The following is a 19,538-nucleotide window of genomic DNA, read 5'->3' as shown; positions in this document are numbered from 1 at the left end:
ACCTAAAACCCAATTTTACCCCTGCCTGGATTGCCTTTACGACTGGCTGGCTTTCGATCAGTGGCAAAATCGCGCATCTCGGCTAACTCTTTCTCGAAACCTCCCGACAAAATCGGGAAACGGCACCACGAACGCGGATCGAGGTTATGGTCGTCGAGGTGAAACGACGGTGCGTAGCGTTCACGCTTCCATTGATTACGGCTCCAGAGTTTGAAAAACCGTTCGACCCAAACCAGCAATCGTTCGCGGTCATAACCGGGACTTCCCTCTCGCTCTGCGTAACGAACTTCCACGAGCTTTAACACCTCTACCGGCGGCTGTTTATCACGAATAGCAGCCTCTTCAATCGAGTTCAGCACATCGTATGGCATCAAATCGTCTTCGTCGGTCTGCTTCTTGTCTAACGGGCGCAGTTCGGCGGTCGGTTGCAGGTTGTTTACGGCGTGTAAGCCTTTTACCTTGATGAGCTGGTCGGATGTTGTCGGATCGTTGGTAGAACCCGTGCGGTCGGCCGGGGTCGATTCATTTTTGATGTTCAGACCGACGGTTTCGAGCCAACGCAGCCAGCCCCGCAGAAAATGCTTGTCGATACCCGTAATTGGACTGATACTTCCTGCGGTGTCACCATCCATAGTAGCGTATCCAACGGCCGCTTCCGACCGATTCGACGTACTCAGCAGCAGCGCATTATTGAGATTCGCCATCATCCAGATACCCGGAGCACGCACCCTCGCCTGAATATTTTGCAGTGCCAGATCGTCGGTATCCCACGATAATTTACGCCCCAATTGCTCTTCGATCAGGCCACGGTATGTCTCGACCAATCCATTGATATTGATATTCATGAACGTTGCGCCAATATCTTCGGCAAGTTCTTTTGCTGAATTAAAGGTATCGTCCGATGAATTTTCGGTTCCCTGATACATCACCGTCAGTAATTTACCTACCATTTCTTCCGGCGTATGGCAATCCTGAATCGCTTTTATGTAACTGAGTTTTTTCTTGACACCTTCCAGACCGAGATTCTGAACGGCCATCCGAATCATGAGGTAGACCGTTGCAGCAATGGCCGATGAATCGGCGCCACCGCTCAATGACAACACGTAACCCTGCGAACGGCTCTTACGCAGGTAATCGAAGAGCCCAAGCGCCACCGCCCGTGCAAACTCTTCTTCTTTGAGATAACCGCCCCGCTCCCAGGCTTCCAGTTCTGCTTTCTGAATAACGGGCGCAATATCGGGCCAGTCGAACCGCTCCGAGACACGAAGATTGGGATAGGACAATGAGAGATTTGCCCGGTTCTGGGTCTGATTCAACCGTGTTGCTTCAACATCGACAACTGCCGGAACGATCAGGAAATCCTCGTAACTCAGGCGCGGCCCTGAAACCAGCAATTCGCCATTCGAGGCAACCATCGCGTCGCCGTCGTAGATCATCCGGCCCGCTTCATTACCCAGCATATTGCTGTAGATATAGCTTACGCCAAACGCACGCGATGCATCGACCACAAACCGTTCGCGTACCTGCGATTTGAGGAAGGCAAAATGGCTGGCTGTCGGATTGAGAATAATATCGACACCCCGTTCGTAGAGGATACGGCCAGGGCGGTTGGCAACCCATGCATCTTCACAAATTTCAAATCCGATCCGTATGCCCGATAAATCGAAAACAATGTCCCCAAATGGATACGAAAAATCGCCATGCGACGAACTGCTGATTTTGATTTCATCGCGAACGTAGGCTGGCCAGGGCTGAAACCAACGCGTTTCGTAATGCACACCATTATTGGCCATGTATTGCTTGGCCGCAAACCCCAATATGCGCTTATTGGCAATCAGACAGGCGACATCAAACGTGCGGTTGTTGTGGCGAAGTGGCAAACCAACGGCAACGGCAATATCGCTGGTATACTCGACTATGTCCAGCAATGAAGCAACGGATTGATCGATGGTGTTCTGGGCAAAAAATGCATCCTCACATCCGTATCCTGAAATACAGAGTTCTGTCAGGCACAGCAGGCTAACTTCCTGACGTTTAGCCTCTTCAATGGCGTTAATGATATTCTGTTTATTGTGTTCCCAGGCTAGGGGTATCTGGTTCAGCACCCCGGCTGCTACTTTCAGAAGTTTCATGTATTATACTGGCGAAAGAGCTAAAGAGTAAAAGAGTGGTTAAGCTCCATCCTCCATGCTACATTATGATCATGCAAGGATAACAAAGTTGAAGTAAAAATAGATTGCAGACTCGCTGATTCAATTGAAATAAGCCAGTAATGTAAACCTTCACACGAGTATCCGTAATCCTCGAAGTTACCATACTAACCGCAAAGAGGATTATGATGGCAACTCTAACGGTAATTCCAAAATCAGTAGACTCAACGTTTTTTGTCATAGCAAGTCACCTATTAATAGGTGCACGGACAAGTGAAGAGCTCAGCCAAACAAAAGCAACCAGTTCACACTATAATCTGTATTGCAGTACCATGCAATCATCCGAAGAATCTGCTACATTTACCGTTACATGACATACGTTCATTGTTTCCGGAAAGCCCTTGTTATCGTTGCCGTATAACGAACCAATAGAACAACAATTTCTGCAACTAACACGATCGATTTTAATTCAGCATGACCAGATGGGCACGAATCTCAACCGTCATCACTTCGGTGATTCTAGTCTGGTTATTGAAAAGCCTCCCATCGATTGCCCAAACGACTACTTCACCCCTACAAATCCAACTCGAAACGGGCGGATTTGCCGCCACGAACCAGGTTACACCCTTCTGGCTGCGAGCCAATCAATACGGCGTTGTTCCGTTAAAGACGCCATTGGCTACGTTTCAGATTAGGCTGTCGAAAGACTACAAGCCTATCGATACGACCCGGCATCGGGCGAACCGATTGGATTGGGGATTTGCTGTAAATCCAATCGCCAATGTGGGCAACAGCAATCAGTTTTTACTACCCGAAGCTTATGTTAAACTCAACTATGGAGCCGTAGAGTTCTATGCCGGACGTCGCCGTGAGCTGATTGGCCTGGGTGATTCGCTGCTGTCCTCTGGCTTTATTATTGGCTCCGGCAATGCCATTCCAATTCCTAAAGTGCAAATTGCCACATTGGGTTATGTACCCCTGAAATTTCTGAAAAGCTTCGTTGCCCTTAAAGCTGGTTACGCGCATGGATGGTTTGCCGATACGTATGTCAGGGGTTCGTATCTGCACCAGAAGTACATTTACCTGCGATTTGGGAAGCCTAAATCAACCCTTAAGGTACATATCGGCATGAACCATCAGGTTCAGTGGGGCGGACAGGCCGACTACCTGCGTGGCACACCACTGGCTGTGGATGGCCATTTACCTTCTTCGTTTAAATACTATGGCAATGTTGTTCTGGCCAATCGGCCCAGCGATTACGAAAACGCCGACTACACCGATTTCGACGGTACTTACCGCATTGGTAATCATGTCGGTGGTCACGATTTTGCGGTTGAGCTAACGACCCAGCGCGAAACAATGCTGATCTATTATCAGCACCCATTTGACGATGTATCGGGGCTCCTTTTCCAAAATCTACCCGACGGATTGGTCGGCTTCAGTTGGCGACGACATCCCGGCAATGCGGAAAAACGGTTTAGAGTCAGTCGATTTGTGGCCGAATTTCTGACTACGATGGACCAGAGTGGCCCTACATTCTGGATTCCGAACTCCACGTTCCAGGGTGCCGATAATTATTTTAATCATTCGCAATATTGGCAGGGCTGGTCGTATAAAGGGCGATCAATCGGTACGCCGTTCATTGCACCCGAAGACGAATTAAAACCTGAACTTACTCAAACTGCGGGTGCTTTTTTCCCGGACAATCGGGTTCAAATGGGCTACCTGGGCGCAGAAGGATGGTTCACAAACCGACTTCAGTGGATAGCCCGGCTGGCTTACAGTCGGCATTACGGCACCTACGCTAACCCGTTCAATTCGGGCTTGGAACAGATATCGCTCCTGCTGTCAGCCCAAACTTCTCTTTTTAAATCAGGCAAGACGCAGCTGCGGACCAGCTTTGCGCTTGATCAGGGCCAGGTTTATCCTGAAACGATTGGCGGTTCTATCAGTCTTTTACATAAGTTAAAATGATGCCGATAGGGATTTTGGCAACCTACTGCTCCTAAAAATCGCCGTAATCAACCTGCACACACGTCAGCCCCAGCGTTCGACGCCACATATCGACAACCTGCTGGCGATCATCAATAACCAGTTCAACGGAATACCGTCCGGCAATGTGCTTTTCGAATAAGTCATACTTAAGAATAGAGTCTTTTTTCTGGTTGTTTTCTGGACGCATAAAGAGTTCGTAATCAGACTCCACCCAGCCAAAATATTGATTTAGCCAGGTTATTGTTTCGGATCGACAGACAGCGTCACGGCCGGAAATGAATACAATGACATCTCCTGACGACCGCAGGGCCTGAACCAACCTGATAATGGGCCAATTGGGCGTATCGACCCCAACGCGATGCCAGTCGAAAGGTGATCGATCTCCTCGTAGGGCCACTGTACCATCGATATCGACCAGCACACAACGTGGCAACGACGGGTTGGTATAATGACCTTCCTGAATCCTCTTAGCTACCGGCTTTCGGGTCAGCACTTCCGTTTGAAATTCGAAATTTTTTTTGAGCGCTTTAAGTTGTTCGGCCTGCCGACGAATTACGGCCTCCCCTACCGAATCTGACCGATTCTGATCACGCCGAATGCACTCTTCGATGGGTGTTTCAATCAGTGCATACCGAATTTCGACTTCAGGAAAACGACTACTGATCAATCGTCGGTAAGCATTCAGGTAGCTTAGTTTCAGGTTTGTGTTGTCGATCAATACATGCCAGCCCTGCGCCAGTCCTTCCAGAATAGCCGTTTTCTGTAGCTCATTGACAAGTAATTCGATGCGATTTTTTTCCTGATCTGGCCAGGTTGCCCAGTAATCGCCCAGGGATACAGGGAGTAGTCCACGCCGTAGATCGTCTCGGTTAACGCGTAACCAATTCGAATTTTCGGAGCAGAATCGCCGGGCAAATGTCGTTTTACCACTGCCGCTCAGGCCAGACACTATCAGAACGTGTTTCATTCGTTAATAGGATGCGTTGCCAAAGATGTACAGGCATGGAATATGAACATAAAAAGTCCAGCATTTTTCCAAATGCTGGACTTCTAAGCCCTACAATCCGTACGGGTTTTGATCTGCGATACTCACTTAAGATTGCTTATACCCCGGAGATAGAGACTAATTTTTCTTCTTTCTGAAACCGACCTTTGAAGTAGATGAATGAGCCAATCACCAGCATGACATACAACACGGCCATGATGTATGCTCCGTAGATGAAAAACTCGCGGTAACTGATACTGGCATGGCCAAAGTTCTTATACAACAACACGCATACACTGCCCAGATAGCCGTACCAGTCGGCCAGCGTTACGATAAAGCCGACCGTGCTGACGTATCGAAAGCTGGCGATCAGCCGCTCAAAGTAAAGGCCATTGCAGGGTACGTAGGCCATGTACAAACCTAACCCCGTGAGAAGGAACCAGTTACCAGCCGACAGCACGCCCGTAGAGTATGCGTATGTGCTCAGACCGACCATGGCTCCACCCGCCAGCATCAAACAGTTTAGCAAAGCAAACGCCCTGAAGTTGTCGGTCACACGCTGAAGCAGGGCCATCACAATCAGTATACCAACGGCGACCAGTGTTTCGGTTTTGGCAAAAATACCCGGATTGTCCACTCCGGCATCTTTCAGAATCTCCGGGCCAAAATTATCCCGGAAGTCGCGGAAGGCAGACAGCAATACGTACGATGCAATCAGCAGGATCAATCCCGGCCTGAAGTTCCGCACAAACGCCCTTCGTTCGGCCGCATCCATCGGTTTTCGTTCCGTACGCAACGCACGGTCTTCATCAGTAGGTGGGGGTAGCAAGGTGAGTGCATAGATGGAAACCAGCATGGGCAAAACAAAGAGCATGCCCGTTACGAACGGTAACCAGAATTCGGTTACGCCCCAATCTGCCTTGATCGTCAGGGCGACCGTTTTCACGAATCCTGATGCGAAAATAAAGGAAGCGGTCAGACCGGCTACCAGCGCGTCGGTCTGCCGACGCCCCTCCAGAAAACCAATCATGGTGCCATATACCATGCCCAGCGGTAAGCCATTGAGGAAGAGGAAAATAATATTCCAGGGAGCCGGAACCAGCGCAAAACCAAGTAGAGCCAGTAAAGCCACTAAGACAAAAAAGAGAATATTGATGGCCCGGCGCCCCGGAGACATTTCAGAAACCACCTTCACGCCAATTCCTTTCGATACGGCATAACCAAACACCTGCGCCGTTACGAGCCATATTTTATAGCTAACTCCGGCAAAAAACATACCCTCGAAGGTAACTGCTGTTATGCCCCTTCGGAAAGCATACATGCAGGCGTAGGAACAGAAGGCAGCGGTTGCCCCAAAAAGAACAAATGCAGTAGGATTTCGGAGAAAACGCATTGAGTGTTGATGTAGGCGATGTTCGATAACATCCAGAGGTAGATTCCTGGCATTAAACTACGAACTTCAACTGAAAAACTCATAAACTAATTAAAAGCGATGCCCATGCACTACGCCCGACACCATCTATACCCGAACCATGTGTCCGGTAGGCTTCATTGGTAAGGTTCTGAAATTCAGCACTGAGTGTTATTTTTTGCCACCGGTAGCCACCGTTCACATTAATTACCTGCCAGGCTGGGGTGCCCCCTTTGGCAATACGATTATCGTCCAGATCGGCCTGCGATAGCCGGGTCTGTGCACCCGCCCAGAGTAGTTCAGCCCTTGCCCACCAGTTGGTTTGTGGCTGATAGGTTAGACGAACCCGGCCATTGAGAGGAGGAATTCTACGAAATGGCTCATTAGCGCTGCTATTCTGACCGTATGTGTACGTCACTCCGGCATTAGCCAGCCAGTTCGTTGCGATTTCACCCTCGACCTCAGCTTCAATGCCCTGGGTGACTCCTTCGGCAATGTTCTGCTTCAAATAGACAGGGTAGCCCTGAACCGAATCCATCCCGGTTTGAACAAGGCTGATAAAATTGGTTAATTGATTATTATACACCAGCACCGTTGCGGAAAAACGCGCCGTTCGGATCTTTAAACCAATTTCTTTATTGAGTGATCGCTCCGGTTGAAGGGTATTATTGATCCCTTCGTACCGATAATCAATCATTCCACGAGCCCCCAGATCATTTACGTTGGGCACTCGGAATGCAGACTGTATCGATGCTACGACCCGTATCATTGGCATCACGGCATACGAAATTCCCAGATTTCCAACCAGCGTAGACGGGCGAATGATGGTTTTGCCCAGAGGAGGCTCGGTCGTTTGAACCCAAAACATATTGTAACGCCCACCACCCGTTAACGTTAGTCGGTTAAACGACAGCGTGTGGAGCGAAAATGCGGCCAGGCTGTTCATAGAAGCCCGATCTGGATATAAGCCACGGTTGGTGGTTACGGCTCCGGTCTGTGTATTTACCGCTTCACCACTGCTTCGTACGCGATCGTAGTACCACTCTAGTCCACTCTGCATTTGCCAGAATCGATTGGGATTCGCTTTGGCCAGCAGTGTCAGGCCAGTAGTTGTCGTCTGATCGCGTTCCTGGTTCGCCGAAAAACTACCGTTCATCTGACTCTGTCGCCCCTCCGTCAGCCGTTGCCACGAGGCAGTCAATTGCACCGATCCCAGAAACCGTCGGTTATAAAATCCTTCCAGGCGGGCATAGGCCAATTGCCTACGTTGCGGGTTAAACCGATAGTAGGCATAGTCTTCAGAGCGAACCTGGTGATAGACAGGCACGTTATCCAGCTTACCATGTTGATAAGCAATCGTTGCAACGTATCGATTCGACAATCGAAACAGAGCCTTTATATCGCCCGAAATCTGGTTGTAACCCGTTGGACTTTCACGGCCCAGTCCCTTTCCGGCAACCAGATCGCCAAATGATCGATAGGCAAATCCACCCAGAAAGGCGAAGGAACGCGTTCCATAGCCTAACTCAGCCCTACTGGAATAATCCATACCTTGGGTCATTGCTTTCGCAAACAAACTCCCCTGAAACCTGGGCTGATCGGAAAACTGAGGGATTTTGGTCAATACATTGACCACCCCGCCAATCGCATCAGACCCATAAGCAACGGAACCAGAGCTGCGAACAACTTCGATTTGGCCCACGCTCTGCGGATCAATCGTATTTAAGTACGGATTTGGCCCCGAGCGGGTTATGGCATTATTGAGCCGAATCCCATCGACCAGTAACAGCGTTTGCTGGCCGGTCAATCCTCTAATAAACGGCGCTCCTCCTGCATGATCGGTTTTCTGAATCCAGACACCCGTTGAACCAAACAGGGCTTCCGAAACTGTCCGTGGAGGTTGCTGCCGTAGATCCCGATTCGATACGACAGTGGTTACCTCCGGCCGGTTAAAATCTGGCGTTTCTGCCCGCTGAATGCTTGTAACTGTCTGTTGATTAAGTTGAACGGCACTTGCCTGCAACCGAATGGTCGTGTTTACATCAGCACGGGCACCCATTGTTATCGGTTCTTCGGCCAGCTGATAACCGACTGAACGAAGACGCATCAAATAGCTTCCTCTGGGCACATTGTAGATAATAAAATACCCTTGTTTATTTGTTATTGCCCCTTTGGTAGTCTGTAAAAGTTGCACAGTAACACCCGGCAGAACTCGATTTGTGCGGGCATCACGAATAATACCTGTCAGGGTTTGCGCATTACAAAAACCAAGCGTTAAATAAAATAAAATAACGTATATACGTTTTTCCATATACTTTATATTCTATATTTTATTAAAAATAAAAAATAAAATACAAGTATAAGCGAAATAAAATCAAACCTAGTTAACGGTAGAATAGCTACTTACAATTACACTATTTTACCAAAATAATACAATAATATGACATTTATTATCCTACTCTGGTTCTGCCGATGGGTTCTATAATGTATTCCTAACGCTAACGAACTCATCTACATAGCCAGGTAATAGTCAATTCCTGGTGTAGGCAAACCGGGTATTTTAGCCTGTTCGTCCCAGGATCGAAGCTGTAGAATACCTTTGAAATATGGGTTGGTCTCAAAAGCAGCGGCTTCGTCCTCCGACATCGGCCCGCCCTGAAATTCCAGCGTTTTCAGACTGGCGTCCGACAGCCGAGCGAAATATTTCGGATTTTTGAAGACCAGATACCGCTTGGCATTAACGTGATTTTCAATCAAATGAGCTACTTTCTCCGAGTAGCCAAGCTGCCTCAGGTAGTCGGCGCCAAGCCGCTCGTGGTCAATCGTTCCGTAACCATCCATATACCCTTCAGCCGATTCGACCGGCAATAGATGGCCAATATCATGCAACAGGGCGGCTTTTATCGTGTCGGAGTCCGCTCCGGCCAGTTCAGCCAGCTGAGCACATTGCAACGCATGTTCGAGCTGCGTTACGGGTTCCCCAAAGTAGGCATCATTACCGCTTTGGGCGAAGAGGTTAATTAGTCCCTGCATATCAATCATGAATGATGTATGAATTGAAAAATAAATCATTCACCATTCCAGCTACATTTAACTATACTGAACGTATGTTCGCTCTACACTTCCATCGTCGTACAAATCGATCAGCGCATAACCGGCTTTGGTTTCATGGAATGTATCTGTCTTCCACCAGTTACCGCTCACGGCTCCGTTGCATAGATAAGCGACGCCATTATAATCGACCCGGTCGAGCAAATGTGTGTGGCCGCTCAGCGCAGTCTTTATGTTCGGATACTGGTAAAAAAGCTTTATTAATTCCGCCGAGTCCGTGTGCATCAACCCACCCGTAATAACCGTTGGGTCTTTTTTAGGTTCGCTGTCGAATGTAAAAACCGTACTTGTTAGAATTGGCACATGCGATAGCACTAAGATAGGCGTTTTAGGGTTGGTTTTCGCTAAGTCCTGTTTTAGCCAGTCGAGTTGTTCTGCATCCAGAAAAGCGGTATACCAGCTCCCATCGGATTTCGGCTGCACACTGTCAAGCACAATAAAATGCCAGCCGTTCCGGTCAAACGAACGATAACGGTTGCTAATCTTCATCTGCTCAACGGCCCATTTCTTGCCATAAAGCGGCTCACTTTTCGCCTTCTCAAATCCCCACACATCGTGATTTCCGATGCAATGTTCAATAGGCAATGCGTTATCGGATTTTATGACCTGATGCCAGACATCCCATTGTTTCTGTACCTGATCGCGGTCCTGCACCAACGCATCCATAATTGTGTCGCCCCCGTGCATTAGAAAGACCGGCTTATCTGCCTGGTTCTGAATATGGTGCAGGCATTTGGCAATTTGCTGCATGGGCTTCGATTCTGGCATGATGTGCGTATCGCCGATATAGGCAAAACGAACAGAACGCTTTCTGGCCTTACCAGCAGTTGCTTTCAGGGAAGTCCCGGCGGTCGCAATGGGCAGCAGACTGGCTGTTTTGAGGATTGTTCGACGATTCATGTCTTTGGTAAAATTTCTCAATTGATCACCGGCTTTTACTGATAATGCCCTCAACCGGTTTGCCGACCGGATGATCGCTTTTAAACTCCATGCCCAGCAGTTGGGCCAATGTGGCAGCGATCTGATTCTGAAACAGAACAGGGCCGTTTTTCTGCTCACCTGTTGAGGCAACACCCGCTCCCATAGCTGCCATCCAGATCTGATACGAATCGGCGGTTTTGGTACCGTGATCTTTCCAGCGGGCTTTTGGTGTATGCCCTCGTCCATGATCTGTCGTTACTAACATTGCTGTTTTTCCGGCATATTGCGGCATCCCTTGCAGTAGTTTCCATAAATCCGCAAGATACCCATCGATCGACTGAACCATGCGCAGATGATCGAGGTATTGCCCGGCATGAGCCAGATCGTCGGTCTCGTCGAACGATAAAAAAAGCACCCGAGGCTGGTTTTGCTTGACGTACTGCCGGGCCGAAAAATAAGTCAGGAAGTCGGCACGAACGCCATCGCCAAATTCGCGGGGATACAGCGTTGTTATGTCACGAAGCAACGAATCTGTTGCCGAATGAGCTTGTGTTGGCTCGTTAGCCGAACTGGCGTAAATGCCCGTTCGTTTCTCATTAACGGCTGCTTCAATAACGTCCCACGATGAAAACACGGCCACTTTTCCGGTCAGGCCTGGCTGTTTATTCAGAAACTCCAGTACCGTTTCGTTCGGGTTGTCGATTTTGTCGTTCGATTTGATCCGGTCATCGGCATATCCACTCAGAATTTCGTTGTAGCCCGGATAACTGAACCAGTGCGGATTCGACACATTCACACGGCTCCCCAACTGCCGGTTTCCATACAACTGCCCTTGCTGACCGATGGTATTCCAGAGAAATGGCGTAAGTTTTTTCCGTCGCTCGGTGGGTGCAACGGCCCAGAATTGCTTCTTTGCAGTGGCAGTATCGCGACTGTATACCGGATCGAACAACAATGTTGAATCGGCCCCATTAAAAATTTCCTGCCAGCGAACACCGTCAAGGGTAACCAGCACTATATTCTGAGCGGGCTGGGCAATTACCGGGCTGCTGAACAGCAAGACTAGTAAACAAAGAGTAAGTCGCATTAATGAGAAGCAAAAAGGCCCGTGCTTCTAATTGCACGGGCCAGTCAGGGTTTTATTTTAAAATCCACATAGCGGCATTTATATCATCATTACCGCCAAACTGACTCGTAATGGCCGCAGAATTATTGGCCGCATTATACGATCGCTCCGTAGACGGATACTGCCAGCGCAATGGGATTCGGGTGCTGTTTCCGGTACCGGGTCCAACCAGGAATGTAGGTACCCCCGTCCGACGCTGGTTATAGAACGCTTCGAGACCGGCCTGCTGGAAGAACGCCAGGTATTTCTGCGTCAGTACCTGCGTTAGGCCAGCGGTTGTATTACCGGCATATTTTACGGCTGGCTGAGCGTAATAATCAGCAAAACTAACCAAAACCTGATAGGTGTTGAACACTTTATAACCCCCATCGGCCGAGAAAAATACATCGTTACTACCATCTTTCAAGCCATAGAAACCCCACGACGCCTGAATGCCTTTTTTGTAATAATCTTCAGCACTTCCCGTAGCCCAGCCACGATTAATGCCTTCGGCAATGGTAAATTGCAGCTCAGGATAGCCGATAATGACGTATGGTTCAGCCGTATAGGTGCTGTAATAATGCTTCCGATTCTGGAACGAGTAAAGACCCTGATTGGCGTTCGTTGACATAACGGCCAGATCTTCGCCCGATGATGCACCGACGAATGCCGCAAAATCAGTTGGTTTGACACCTGCCGCAACCTTAGCTGTGGCGGGTTCAGCGACAACAAACGTACGGGGATCTTTCAGCGTTGTCAGCGTACCCAGATACGTAGCCGCCATATTCTCACGAGTAGCGTTCTGGCCGAAATTATCCGGATTACGGGGATACTTATTGAACTGGCTGTTATAAACAAATTGCAGATTATCGTCCATCGAACTCAACACCGGATATTTGGTGGGGTTATTGACGACATCCGCAAACCGCGCTTTTACATTCAGGTCGGTATCCGCTTCTTTCTTGCTCAGGCTAACCAGCACCCGCAGTTTGTAGGTATTGACCACCTTCTGCCACTTGCTGAGGCTATTTGACAGGTAAATATCGCCTGCAAGGTTATTATCGCTTTTCGCGATCAGGGCCGTCAGGTCCGTGTTTGCATCGTCAAGCCATTTGAGAATCTGCACATAGGTGTCCTTCTGCGTATTGTATTTGGGCGTTTGGTTAGCTTCTCCCAGCAGCGCTTCCGTCACCGGGATGTCACCCACCCGCTTGGTCATGTTCTCGAAAAAGAACGCCCGGAAGAACTTGCCCAGTGCCGAATAGGGATTGACATCGGGAAGACCCGCTTTTTTAGCCTCCTGCTCCATTTTCACAACGTTTTTCAACGTTGTATAGTAGAGATCTGTCGATGTCCAGGCATAATCGTTCGTGGCATAGTAATTATAGTTACTCGCATAAAACTGGTTCCAGCGTTGCTGATCGCCCCACCCGCCATTGGTCACACCATGATAACCCGTTGGGCTACTGTTGCTGTTGTACATATCGTTCAGAACGCCACTGAAAACCAGCGAAGCCGGTGCGCTGGTAGGCCGGTTCGGGTCCTGTTCGAGTTCACCAAAGGGCTTTTCGCAACTGGTCAGTGTCAGACCAAGGATGAAAAGCGGGAAAAGAATGTGTTTATGAAGTTTCATAATTTTTAGTCGGCAGTGATCAGTCGATACGAAAGGACTGTGATTAAAATACTAGGTTAAGGTTGATCCCGTACCGGCGTGTAGTTGGTGTTTGCAGACCAGAGATACCGCCCGTCAGGTATTGATCGAGGTCAATATCTTTGTATTTGGCGAAATAGAGCAGGTTCCGTCCGACGACCGATACGCTGGCCTGTTTTACACCTACCCGTCTCAGCAGATTCTGTGGCAACGAATAACCGATTATAACCTCGCGAAGCTTGGCAAAACTCCGGCTCATCAGGAATGATTCGGTAGCGCCATAAACACGGGCAATGTAGTCCTGCTCGTAGGTTTTGATCGTGTTTGGCGCATACTTCAACTCGCCGTAATTCAGCACGTTGCCGTTTACATCGTAATTGATGCTGCCACTGGTCAGCACGACACCATCGCCCACGTAGGATTTGATACCCTGCACGTCGTTAGGCCGGGCAGCGCCCAATGCGCCCTGTACGGTTTCGATATGACGACCTCCCTGAAAGGTTTTCTGCCGAACGTAATCGCCAATAACCCCGCCCACGCGACCGTCGAACTGGAAACTAAAGGTGATGTTCTTGTAGCTGAACCGGTTATTGAGCCCCCAAACGAATTTTGGATTTACATAGCCCAAAAACTGCGAAACCGGATTCACAATGGGTCGACCGCCGTCATCATTGATCAACTGCCCGTCGGGTGTCCGCACCAGCGCGCTCGAATAAAACCCATCCGTACGGTCGCCAATGTTGATAAACCGGGAGCCACTACTGCTGCCGACAAAATAGCTGGACGCCAGGGTATTGATGCCGCCCTCCGGATAGACTTCTTTCAGGCGTTCGGTAAAGGTCGAATAGTTGGCCACGATGTCCCAGTTAAAACCTTTTGGCGAGCGAATCGCCTGCCCCGTCAAGGAGATTTCACCCCCTTTTTTCTGCGTACTGATTCCATTCACCAGTCGGCCCGTGTAGCCCGTTCCTTCCGACGATGGCAGTGTAAAAATGCGGGGGCCATCGTTGCTGACATAATAAGCACCATCCAGTACCAGTCGGTTGTTCAGGAAGCGAATATCAAGACCAACTTCCGTCTGTGAGGTCGAATTGGGTTTCAGATTGGGGTTATTGAGGGTATTGGCGTAATAGGCTGCTGGCTTGTTATTGTATGAAAGCGGCAACGTATACACGGCTGAATTCTGGTACGTTGGACCACCATACGATGAATTGTAATCCACCCCATAACCGAGCGGAAATGAAGCCCCTGGTGTAGAGCCGATGGTCGATTGTGTCAATCCATCCTTCACGTTTGCATAGGACGCCCGAACTTTCAGGAACGAAATACCAAGCTTTGCAGGCAACTGAACATAATCCGAAATGACGGTGCTCAGCGCTACCGACGGATAGAAATACGCATTGTTACCCTTCGGCAAGGTCGAGAGTTTGTCCAGACGACCCGTCGTGGTCAGTGTAGCATAATCGCGGAAGGTAAAATCGGCCGAGTAATAGGCGGATAATACCCGCATGTCTGACTGAAAGTTCGAAGCAATAACCGGATTTGACGAGTTCGCGAAATTATATACGCCCGGTACGTTCAGGTAGTTGGTACTGGCAAAATCGGAATTGTAATTAAAAATCCGGGCTTCACCACCAATCAGTGCATTCAGGGCCAGATCGGGCGACACCTTTTTGTTGTACTGAAGCAGCAACTGGTTAATGTTATCGAACAGACTCCGGCGGTCTTCGCGGTAATCACCACGGGCTTCTTCGCGGCCATAGCTTGTAGCCGAATAAGGGAATTTCTCCGTACGCAGAATACTGTAGGTCGTCAGTTGGGTTTTACCCGTCAACTGCAATCCGTCGGCAATTTGGTAGCGCAGGGAAGTATAGCCGTAAATGTTGCTGTTATAATGGCCGCGCAGCCAGTATTTTGCCAGAAACCAGGGGTTGTTGTACCGCTGATATTCCGCATAGATCTGCTGCGTACCCTCTTTACCCGGCTGCCAGATCTGCTTCATGTCATCGATATTCCAGTCGGCACCACCCCAGGCAATAATGTTATAAATCAGCGAGTTAGGCCCGTAGTTTACATCCGGAAAATTCGGTGTATACTGACGGTTGTAGTTCAAACTCGACTCGAAACGTAGTTTATCCGAAAAATTATAACCGCCCGTAACATTGAAGTTCGTTACATTGAGCTTGGTGTTCGGAACCAGCCCCTGCTGGAAATTATGCGACAGTGAAAAACGCATATCATATTTCTCACCTGATGCGGCAACGGCAACGTTATTCGTTGATAAAACGCCGGTCTGAATAAACCGACGGAGATTGTCTTTACCGCGTGGTAGCAATGGAGTTGGCTGGCGGTTGCTGGTAAAGACAACATTATTGCCATCGGCTTTCCTGAAAGTGGTCGTGAACGACTGGCCCGGCACCACTGGACTATCGTATTGCGGAACCAACTGGCCATTCAGGGCTGGGCCCCAGATATCGTAATCACCGTCATTCAGGCCATTTCCTTTGCCATCACCAAACGCATATACGCCGTGATCACCGGGACCGTATTCGTCCTGCACCTTAGGAATGGCAATGAATCCCTGATCGACCATCTGGCTGGTGTTCACTTCCACCGAAAAACCCCGTTTATCTTTTGTACCACGCTTTGTCGTGATCAGGATAGCACCGTTTTTACCCCGAAACCCGTAAAGGGCAGAAGCGGATGCGCCTTTCAATACCGTATAAGTCTCAATATCATCGGCGCTGACGTTCCAGGTGTCGGACGTAATCGGAATTCCGTCAACTACGAATAATACATCCGTATTTCCGCGCAGGGAGATGTTCGGGCGGCCCAGCAACTCTGACGACGACCCGATGGTCAATCCTGCTACTTTACCGGTCAGCGAGTTGATCGGATTAGGCTCGCGGGCCTTAAGCAACTGCGTCCCATCGACCGTTTGAATCGCAACACCCGTTTGCCGGATGTCCTTTTTAATACCCAGAGCCGTTACGACGACTTCGTTTAGGGTCGATGTTCCTACCGCCAGCGATACATCGATGGCCGTGCGATTGCCAACTGCAATTTCCTGGGTTTCGTAACCAATAAATGAATAGGTCAGTGTACTGCTCGATGGTGTGTTAAGGAAATAAGTACCATCAGCACGGGTCGTGGTACCCGTAGTAGTGCCTTTCACCACAACAGATACACCAGGCAGGGGCTGGTTGTCATCGGCCGACAGAACGCGACCGGTGATCGTTTGCGCGAGTGCCGGTATTGCTGAAAGTAGCAGAGTAGCCAGAAACACCACTGACAGCAAACGCAATACGCGAATTAGTGGTGTTAAAAATCGTAGAGAAATCTTCATCCGTTTGCAGGTTAGTATTACTTATGTGATTACCTGCAAAAGTACGGTCGCCATATTACCTCAAGATTGACTGATTATCAACGATTTGTAAACACCCATCGCAAAAATTTCATAGGCCGTTAATATTTGCTTCCCGACGGTTTGTAACAGCCGGATATAGCTTCATTTGATTGTATGCCGGTTTTATCCATTCGACGTCCCTTATAATTCCTGATCGATTCAGGAGTAAAAAAGCGAATAAAGGAACTTAACATACAGGAAAGCCTGACCAATTCAGGCCGATGATACAACCCGTTCATGCTTACGAAAACAACGCATTTTTACCTAATTCTGCTTGCCTTCGCCCTACGTCTGTCAGATCCACTCACGGCCCAGCCGCTCAAATTGTGGTACAAACAACCCGCCCGCAACTGGAACGAAGCGCTGCCCGTTGGCAATGGTCGTCTGGGGGTTATGGTATTCGGCAAAGTGAATGAAGAATTACTTCAACTCAACGAAAGCACACTCTGGTCGGGCGGTCCCGTCGATCCGAATCCCAATCCGGACGCCAAAACGTATTTACCCCAGATTCGCAAGGCTTTGTTTGAAGAGAATTATGAACTGGCGACGTCGCTCACCAAAAAAATGCAGGGTCGCTATACGGAGTCCTACGAACCGCTGGGTGATCTACTAATTCGGCAGCCATTTAGTGGTCAGCCAACAACGTATTACCGCGACCTGAACATCAGCGATGCTACTGCCACGACTCGTTTCACTGTAGATGGTGTGACTTATTCACGGGAAATCTTCGTATCGGCACCCGATCAGGTCATTGTCGTTCGACTAACCGCCGATAAACCGGGCAAGCTCAATTTTGTGGCATCCACAAAAAGTCAGCTTCGGTACCAGCTGGCAGCCGTCAATAATCGGGAATTAGCCCTTATCGGTAAAGCCCCGGCCCATACCGACCCAAATTATGTTCGCGATAATCCACAACCCATTATATATGCTGATGCGAGCCAATGCCGGGGAATGCGCTTCGCGTTACGCATTCGGGCACTGCCCAGCGATGGCACCGTCACGACAGATACGGCAGGTATACACGTCAGCCATGCGACCAGCGTCGTGCTGCTGCTCTCTGCGGCAACGAGCTTCAACGGCTTCGACAAGTGTCCGGACAACGACGGTAAAGACGAAATTAAACTCGTAGAAAGCTACCTGAATCCAGCTGCCCGAAAAACATATACGGCTCTGAAACAGGCACACCTACAGGATTATCAAACCTATTTCAATCGTGTTTCGCTGGCCTTGACGGCTAAAAATGGCTCAGCGGATCGTCAGGCTCTGCCGACCGATGAGCGATTGAGCCAGTACGCAACGGGCGAAAATGACCCGACTCTTGAAAGTTTGTACTATCAATTTGGTCGTTACCTGCTTATTTCAAGTTCACGCCCGACTGGAACACCCGCCAATTTGCAAGGAATCTGGAATCCGCACGTTCGACCACCCTGGAGCAGTAACTTCACGATCAACATTAATACGCAGATGAACTACTGGCCCGCCGAGATCAGCAATTTATCTGAATTTCACCGGCCGCTATTTGGGCTAATTAAGGATGTAGCCAGCACCGGAAAAGCCACCGCTAAGAATTTTTACGGCATTGGCGGATGGACGGCCCACCACAACACCGACATCTGGGGCGTTTCTAACCCGGTTGGCGATCTGGGCAAAGGGAGTCCGTTATGGGCCAACTGGGCCATGGGTGGCGCCTGGCTCAGTCAGCATCTGTATGAACACTATCGCTACACGGGCGACAAAACATTTCTGCGCGAAACGGCCTACCCGCTCATGAAAGGAGCAGCCCAATTCTGCTCGGAATGGTTGATACCGGATAACGAAGGGCATCTGGTAACGGCCCCATCGACTACACCCGAAAATGTGTTTGTACTTCCGAATGGCAAACGAGGGGAAGTATCCATAGCCACGACAATGGACATGGGCATCATCCGCGACCTGTTCACGAACGTCATCGAAGCATCGACGATCCTTAATACAGATGTCGATTTCCGGAAAGTGATCAGTGATCAAACTGGGAAGCTATACCCGTTCCAGATCGGCAAAAAGGGAAATCTACAGGAATGGTATAAAGACTTCGATGAGGTTGAACCGCTTCACCGGCACGTTTCCCACCTGTTTGCCCTACACCCCGGTCGGCAGATTGCGCCATTGACGACGCCCGAACTGGCAGCCGCAGCCCGCAAAACCCTCGAACTTCGGGGCGATGAGGGCACAGGCTGGAGTAAAGCCTGGAAAATTAACTTCTGGGCAAGGCTCAATGATGGCAACCACGCTTACAAACTTCTTCGCGAGCTACTGAAACTTACCGGTGTGGAAGGAACCAACTACACCAATGCGGGCGGTACTTATCCCAATATGTTCTGCGCCCATCCGCCGTTCCAGATCGATGGAAATTTCGGAGGTATTGCCGGTATGAGCGAGATGCTCCTCCAGAGTCATCTGGACCATATCGGATTGCTGGCCGCTCTCCCCGACCAGTGGAACAGTGGTCAGGTAAAAGGATTACGGGCGCGGGGTGGATTTGACATCGTTGAAATGACCTGGCAGGATGGCAAAGTGAGTAAGGTCGTTATCAGGTCCAACGTTGGCGGAAACTGTCGTCTTCGCGTTCCCAACGCCCTGAAAGCCTCAGCTGGTGTAGGGCTGAAACCCGCCAGCGGGGCAAATCCGAATCCTCTTTTCCAGGGGCCAACTGTTCAGACCGTGCAGGGGGCAACGGCACAGGTTTATGATTTTATGACCCAGGCAGGACGAAATTATACGTTTGTGATGCAGTGAGCAAAGGATTCGGATAAACGATAAAAAA

Annotated in this window: 11 protein-coding genes; 2 read left to right on the top strand and 9 right to left on the bottom strand. The window is 49.4% G+C overall.

Annotated elements, in window-relative coordinates; translation table 11 throughout:
* Positions 1-2: 2 nt before the first annotated feature.
* Positions 3-2,132 (bottom strand): NAD(+) synthase, encoded by a 2,130-nt coding sequence (gene nadE, locus G8759_RS17580; protein ID WP_167210191.1) that lies wholly within the window; start codon positions 2,130-2,132, stop codon positions 3-5.
* Between the two features lie 492 nt (positions 2,133-2,624).
* Here nadE and G8759_RS17575 point away from each other — a divergent pair, with 492 nt between their 5' ends.
* Positions 2,625-4,124 (top strand): capsule assembly Wzi family protein, encoded by a 1,500-nt coding sequence (locus G8759_RS17575; protein ID WP_167210189.1) that lies wholly within the window; start codon positions 2,625-2,627, stop codon positions 4,122-4,124.
* A gap of 31 nt (positions 4,125-4,155) precedes the next feature.
* Here G8759_RS17575 and G8759_RS17570 read toward each other — a convergent pair whose 3' ends face one another.
* The 8 genes from G8759_RS17570 to G8759_RS17535 form a co-directional block, all read right to left on the bottom strand.
* On the bottom strand, positions 4,156-5,112 hold the full coding sequence (locus G8759_RS17570) for a phosphatase domain-containing protein (protein ID WP_167210187.1): 957 nt from the start codon (positions 5,110-5,112) through the stop codon (positions 4,156-4,158).
* 136 nt (positions 5,113-5,248) lie between these two features.
* Complete coding sequence (locus G8759_RS17565; protein ID WP_167210185.1) at positions 5,249-6,523, bottom strand: DUF5690 family protein; 1,275 nt, start codon at positions 6,521-6,523, stop codon at positions 5,249-5,251.
* A 79-nt stretch (positions 6,524-6,602) separates the two neighbouring features.
* Entirely contained in the window at positions 6,603-8,852 is a 2,250-nt protein-coding gene (locus G8759_RS17560) for a TonB-dependent receptor (protein ID WP_167210183.1), read from the bottom strand.
* A gap of 200 nt (positions 8,853-9,052) precedes the next feature.
* Positions 9,053-9,574 carry an HD domain-containing protein gene (locus G8759_RS17555; protein WP_167219056.1) on the bottom strand — a complete coding sequence of 174 codons (522 nt, stop codon included), beginning with the start codon at positions 9,572-9,574 and terminating at the stop codon, positions 9,053-9,055.
* Between the two features lie 57 nt (positions 9,575-9,631).
* On the bottom strand, positions 9,632-10,552 hold the full coding sequence (locus tag G8759_RS17550) for a metallophosphoesterase family protein (RefSeq protein WP_167210181.1): 921 nt from the start codon (positions 10,550-10,552) through the stop codon (positions 9,632-9,634).
* A gap of 25 nt (positions 10,553-10,577) precedes the next feature.
* Positions 10,578-11,660, bottom strand: a complete 1,083-nt coding sequence (locus tag G8759_RS17545; protein WP_167210179.1) for an alkaline phosphatase family protein — start codon at positions 11,658-11,660, stop codon at positions 10,578-10,580.
* 52 nt (positions 11,661-11,712) lie between these two features.
* Entirely contained in the window at positions 11,713-13,311 is a 1,599-nt protein-coding gene (locus G8759_RS17540; protein ID WP_167210177.1) for a SusD/RagB family nutrient-binding outer membrane lipoprotein, read from the bottom strand.
* A 43-nt stretch (positions 13,312-13,354) separates the two neighbouring features.
* Complete coding sequence (locus G8759_RS17535; protein WP_167210175.1) at positions 13,355-16,675, bottom strand: SusC/RagA family TonB-linked outer membrane protein; 3,321 nt, start codon at positions 16,673-16,675, stop codon at positions 13,355-13,357.
* A gap of 297 nt (positions 16,676-16,972) precedes the next feature.
* On the opposite strand from G8759_RS17535, the gene G8759_RS17530 reads away from it, so the two are divergent.
* Positions 16,973-19,510, top strand: coding sequence for a glycoside hydrolase family 95 protein (locus G8759_RS17530; RefSeq protein ID WP_167210173.1), 2,538 nt, complete (start codon positions 16,973-16,975; stop codon positions 19,508-19,510).
* Positions 19,511-19,538 lie beyond the last annotated feature (28 nt).

This window comes from Spirosoma aureum (genome assembly GCF_011604685.1).
Taxonomy (GTDB): Bacteria; Bacteroidota; Bacteroidia; order Cytophagales; family Spirosomataceae; genus Spirosoma; species Spirosoma aureum.
This window is presented reverse-complemented; position numbering and strand designations above follow the sequence as displayed.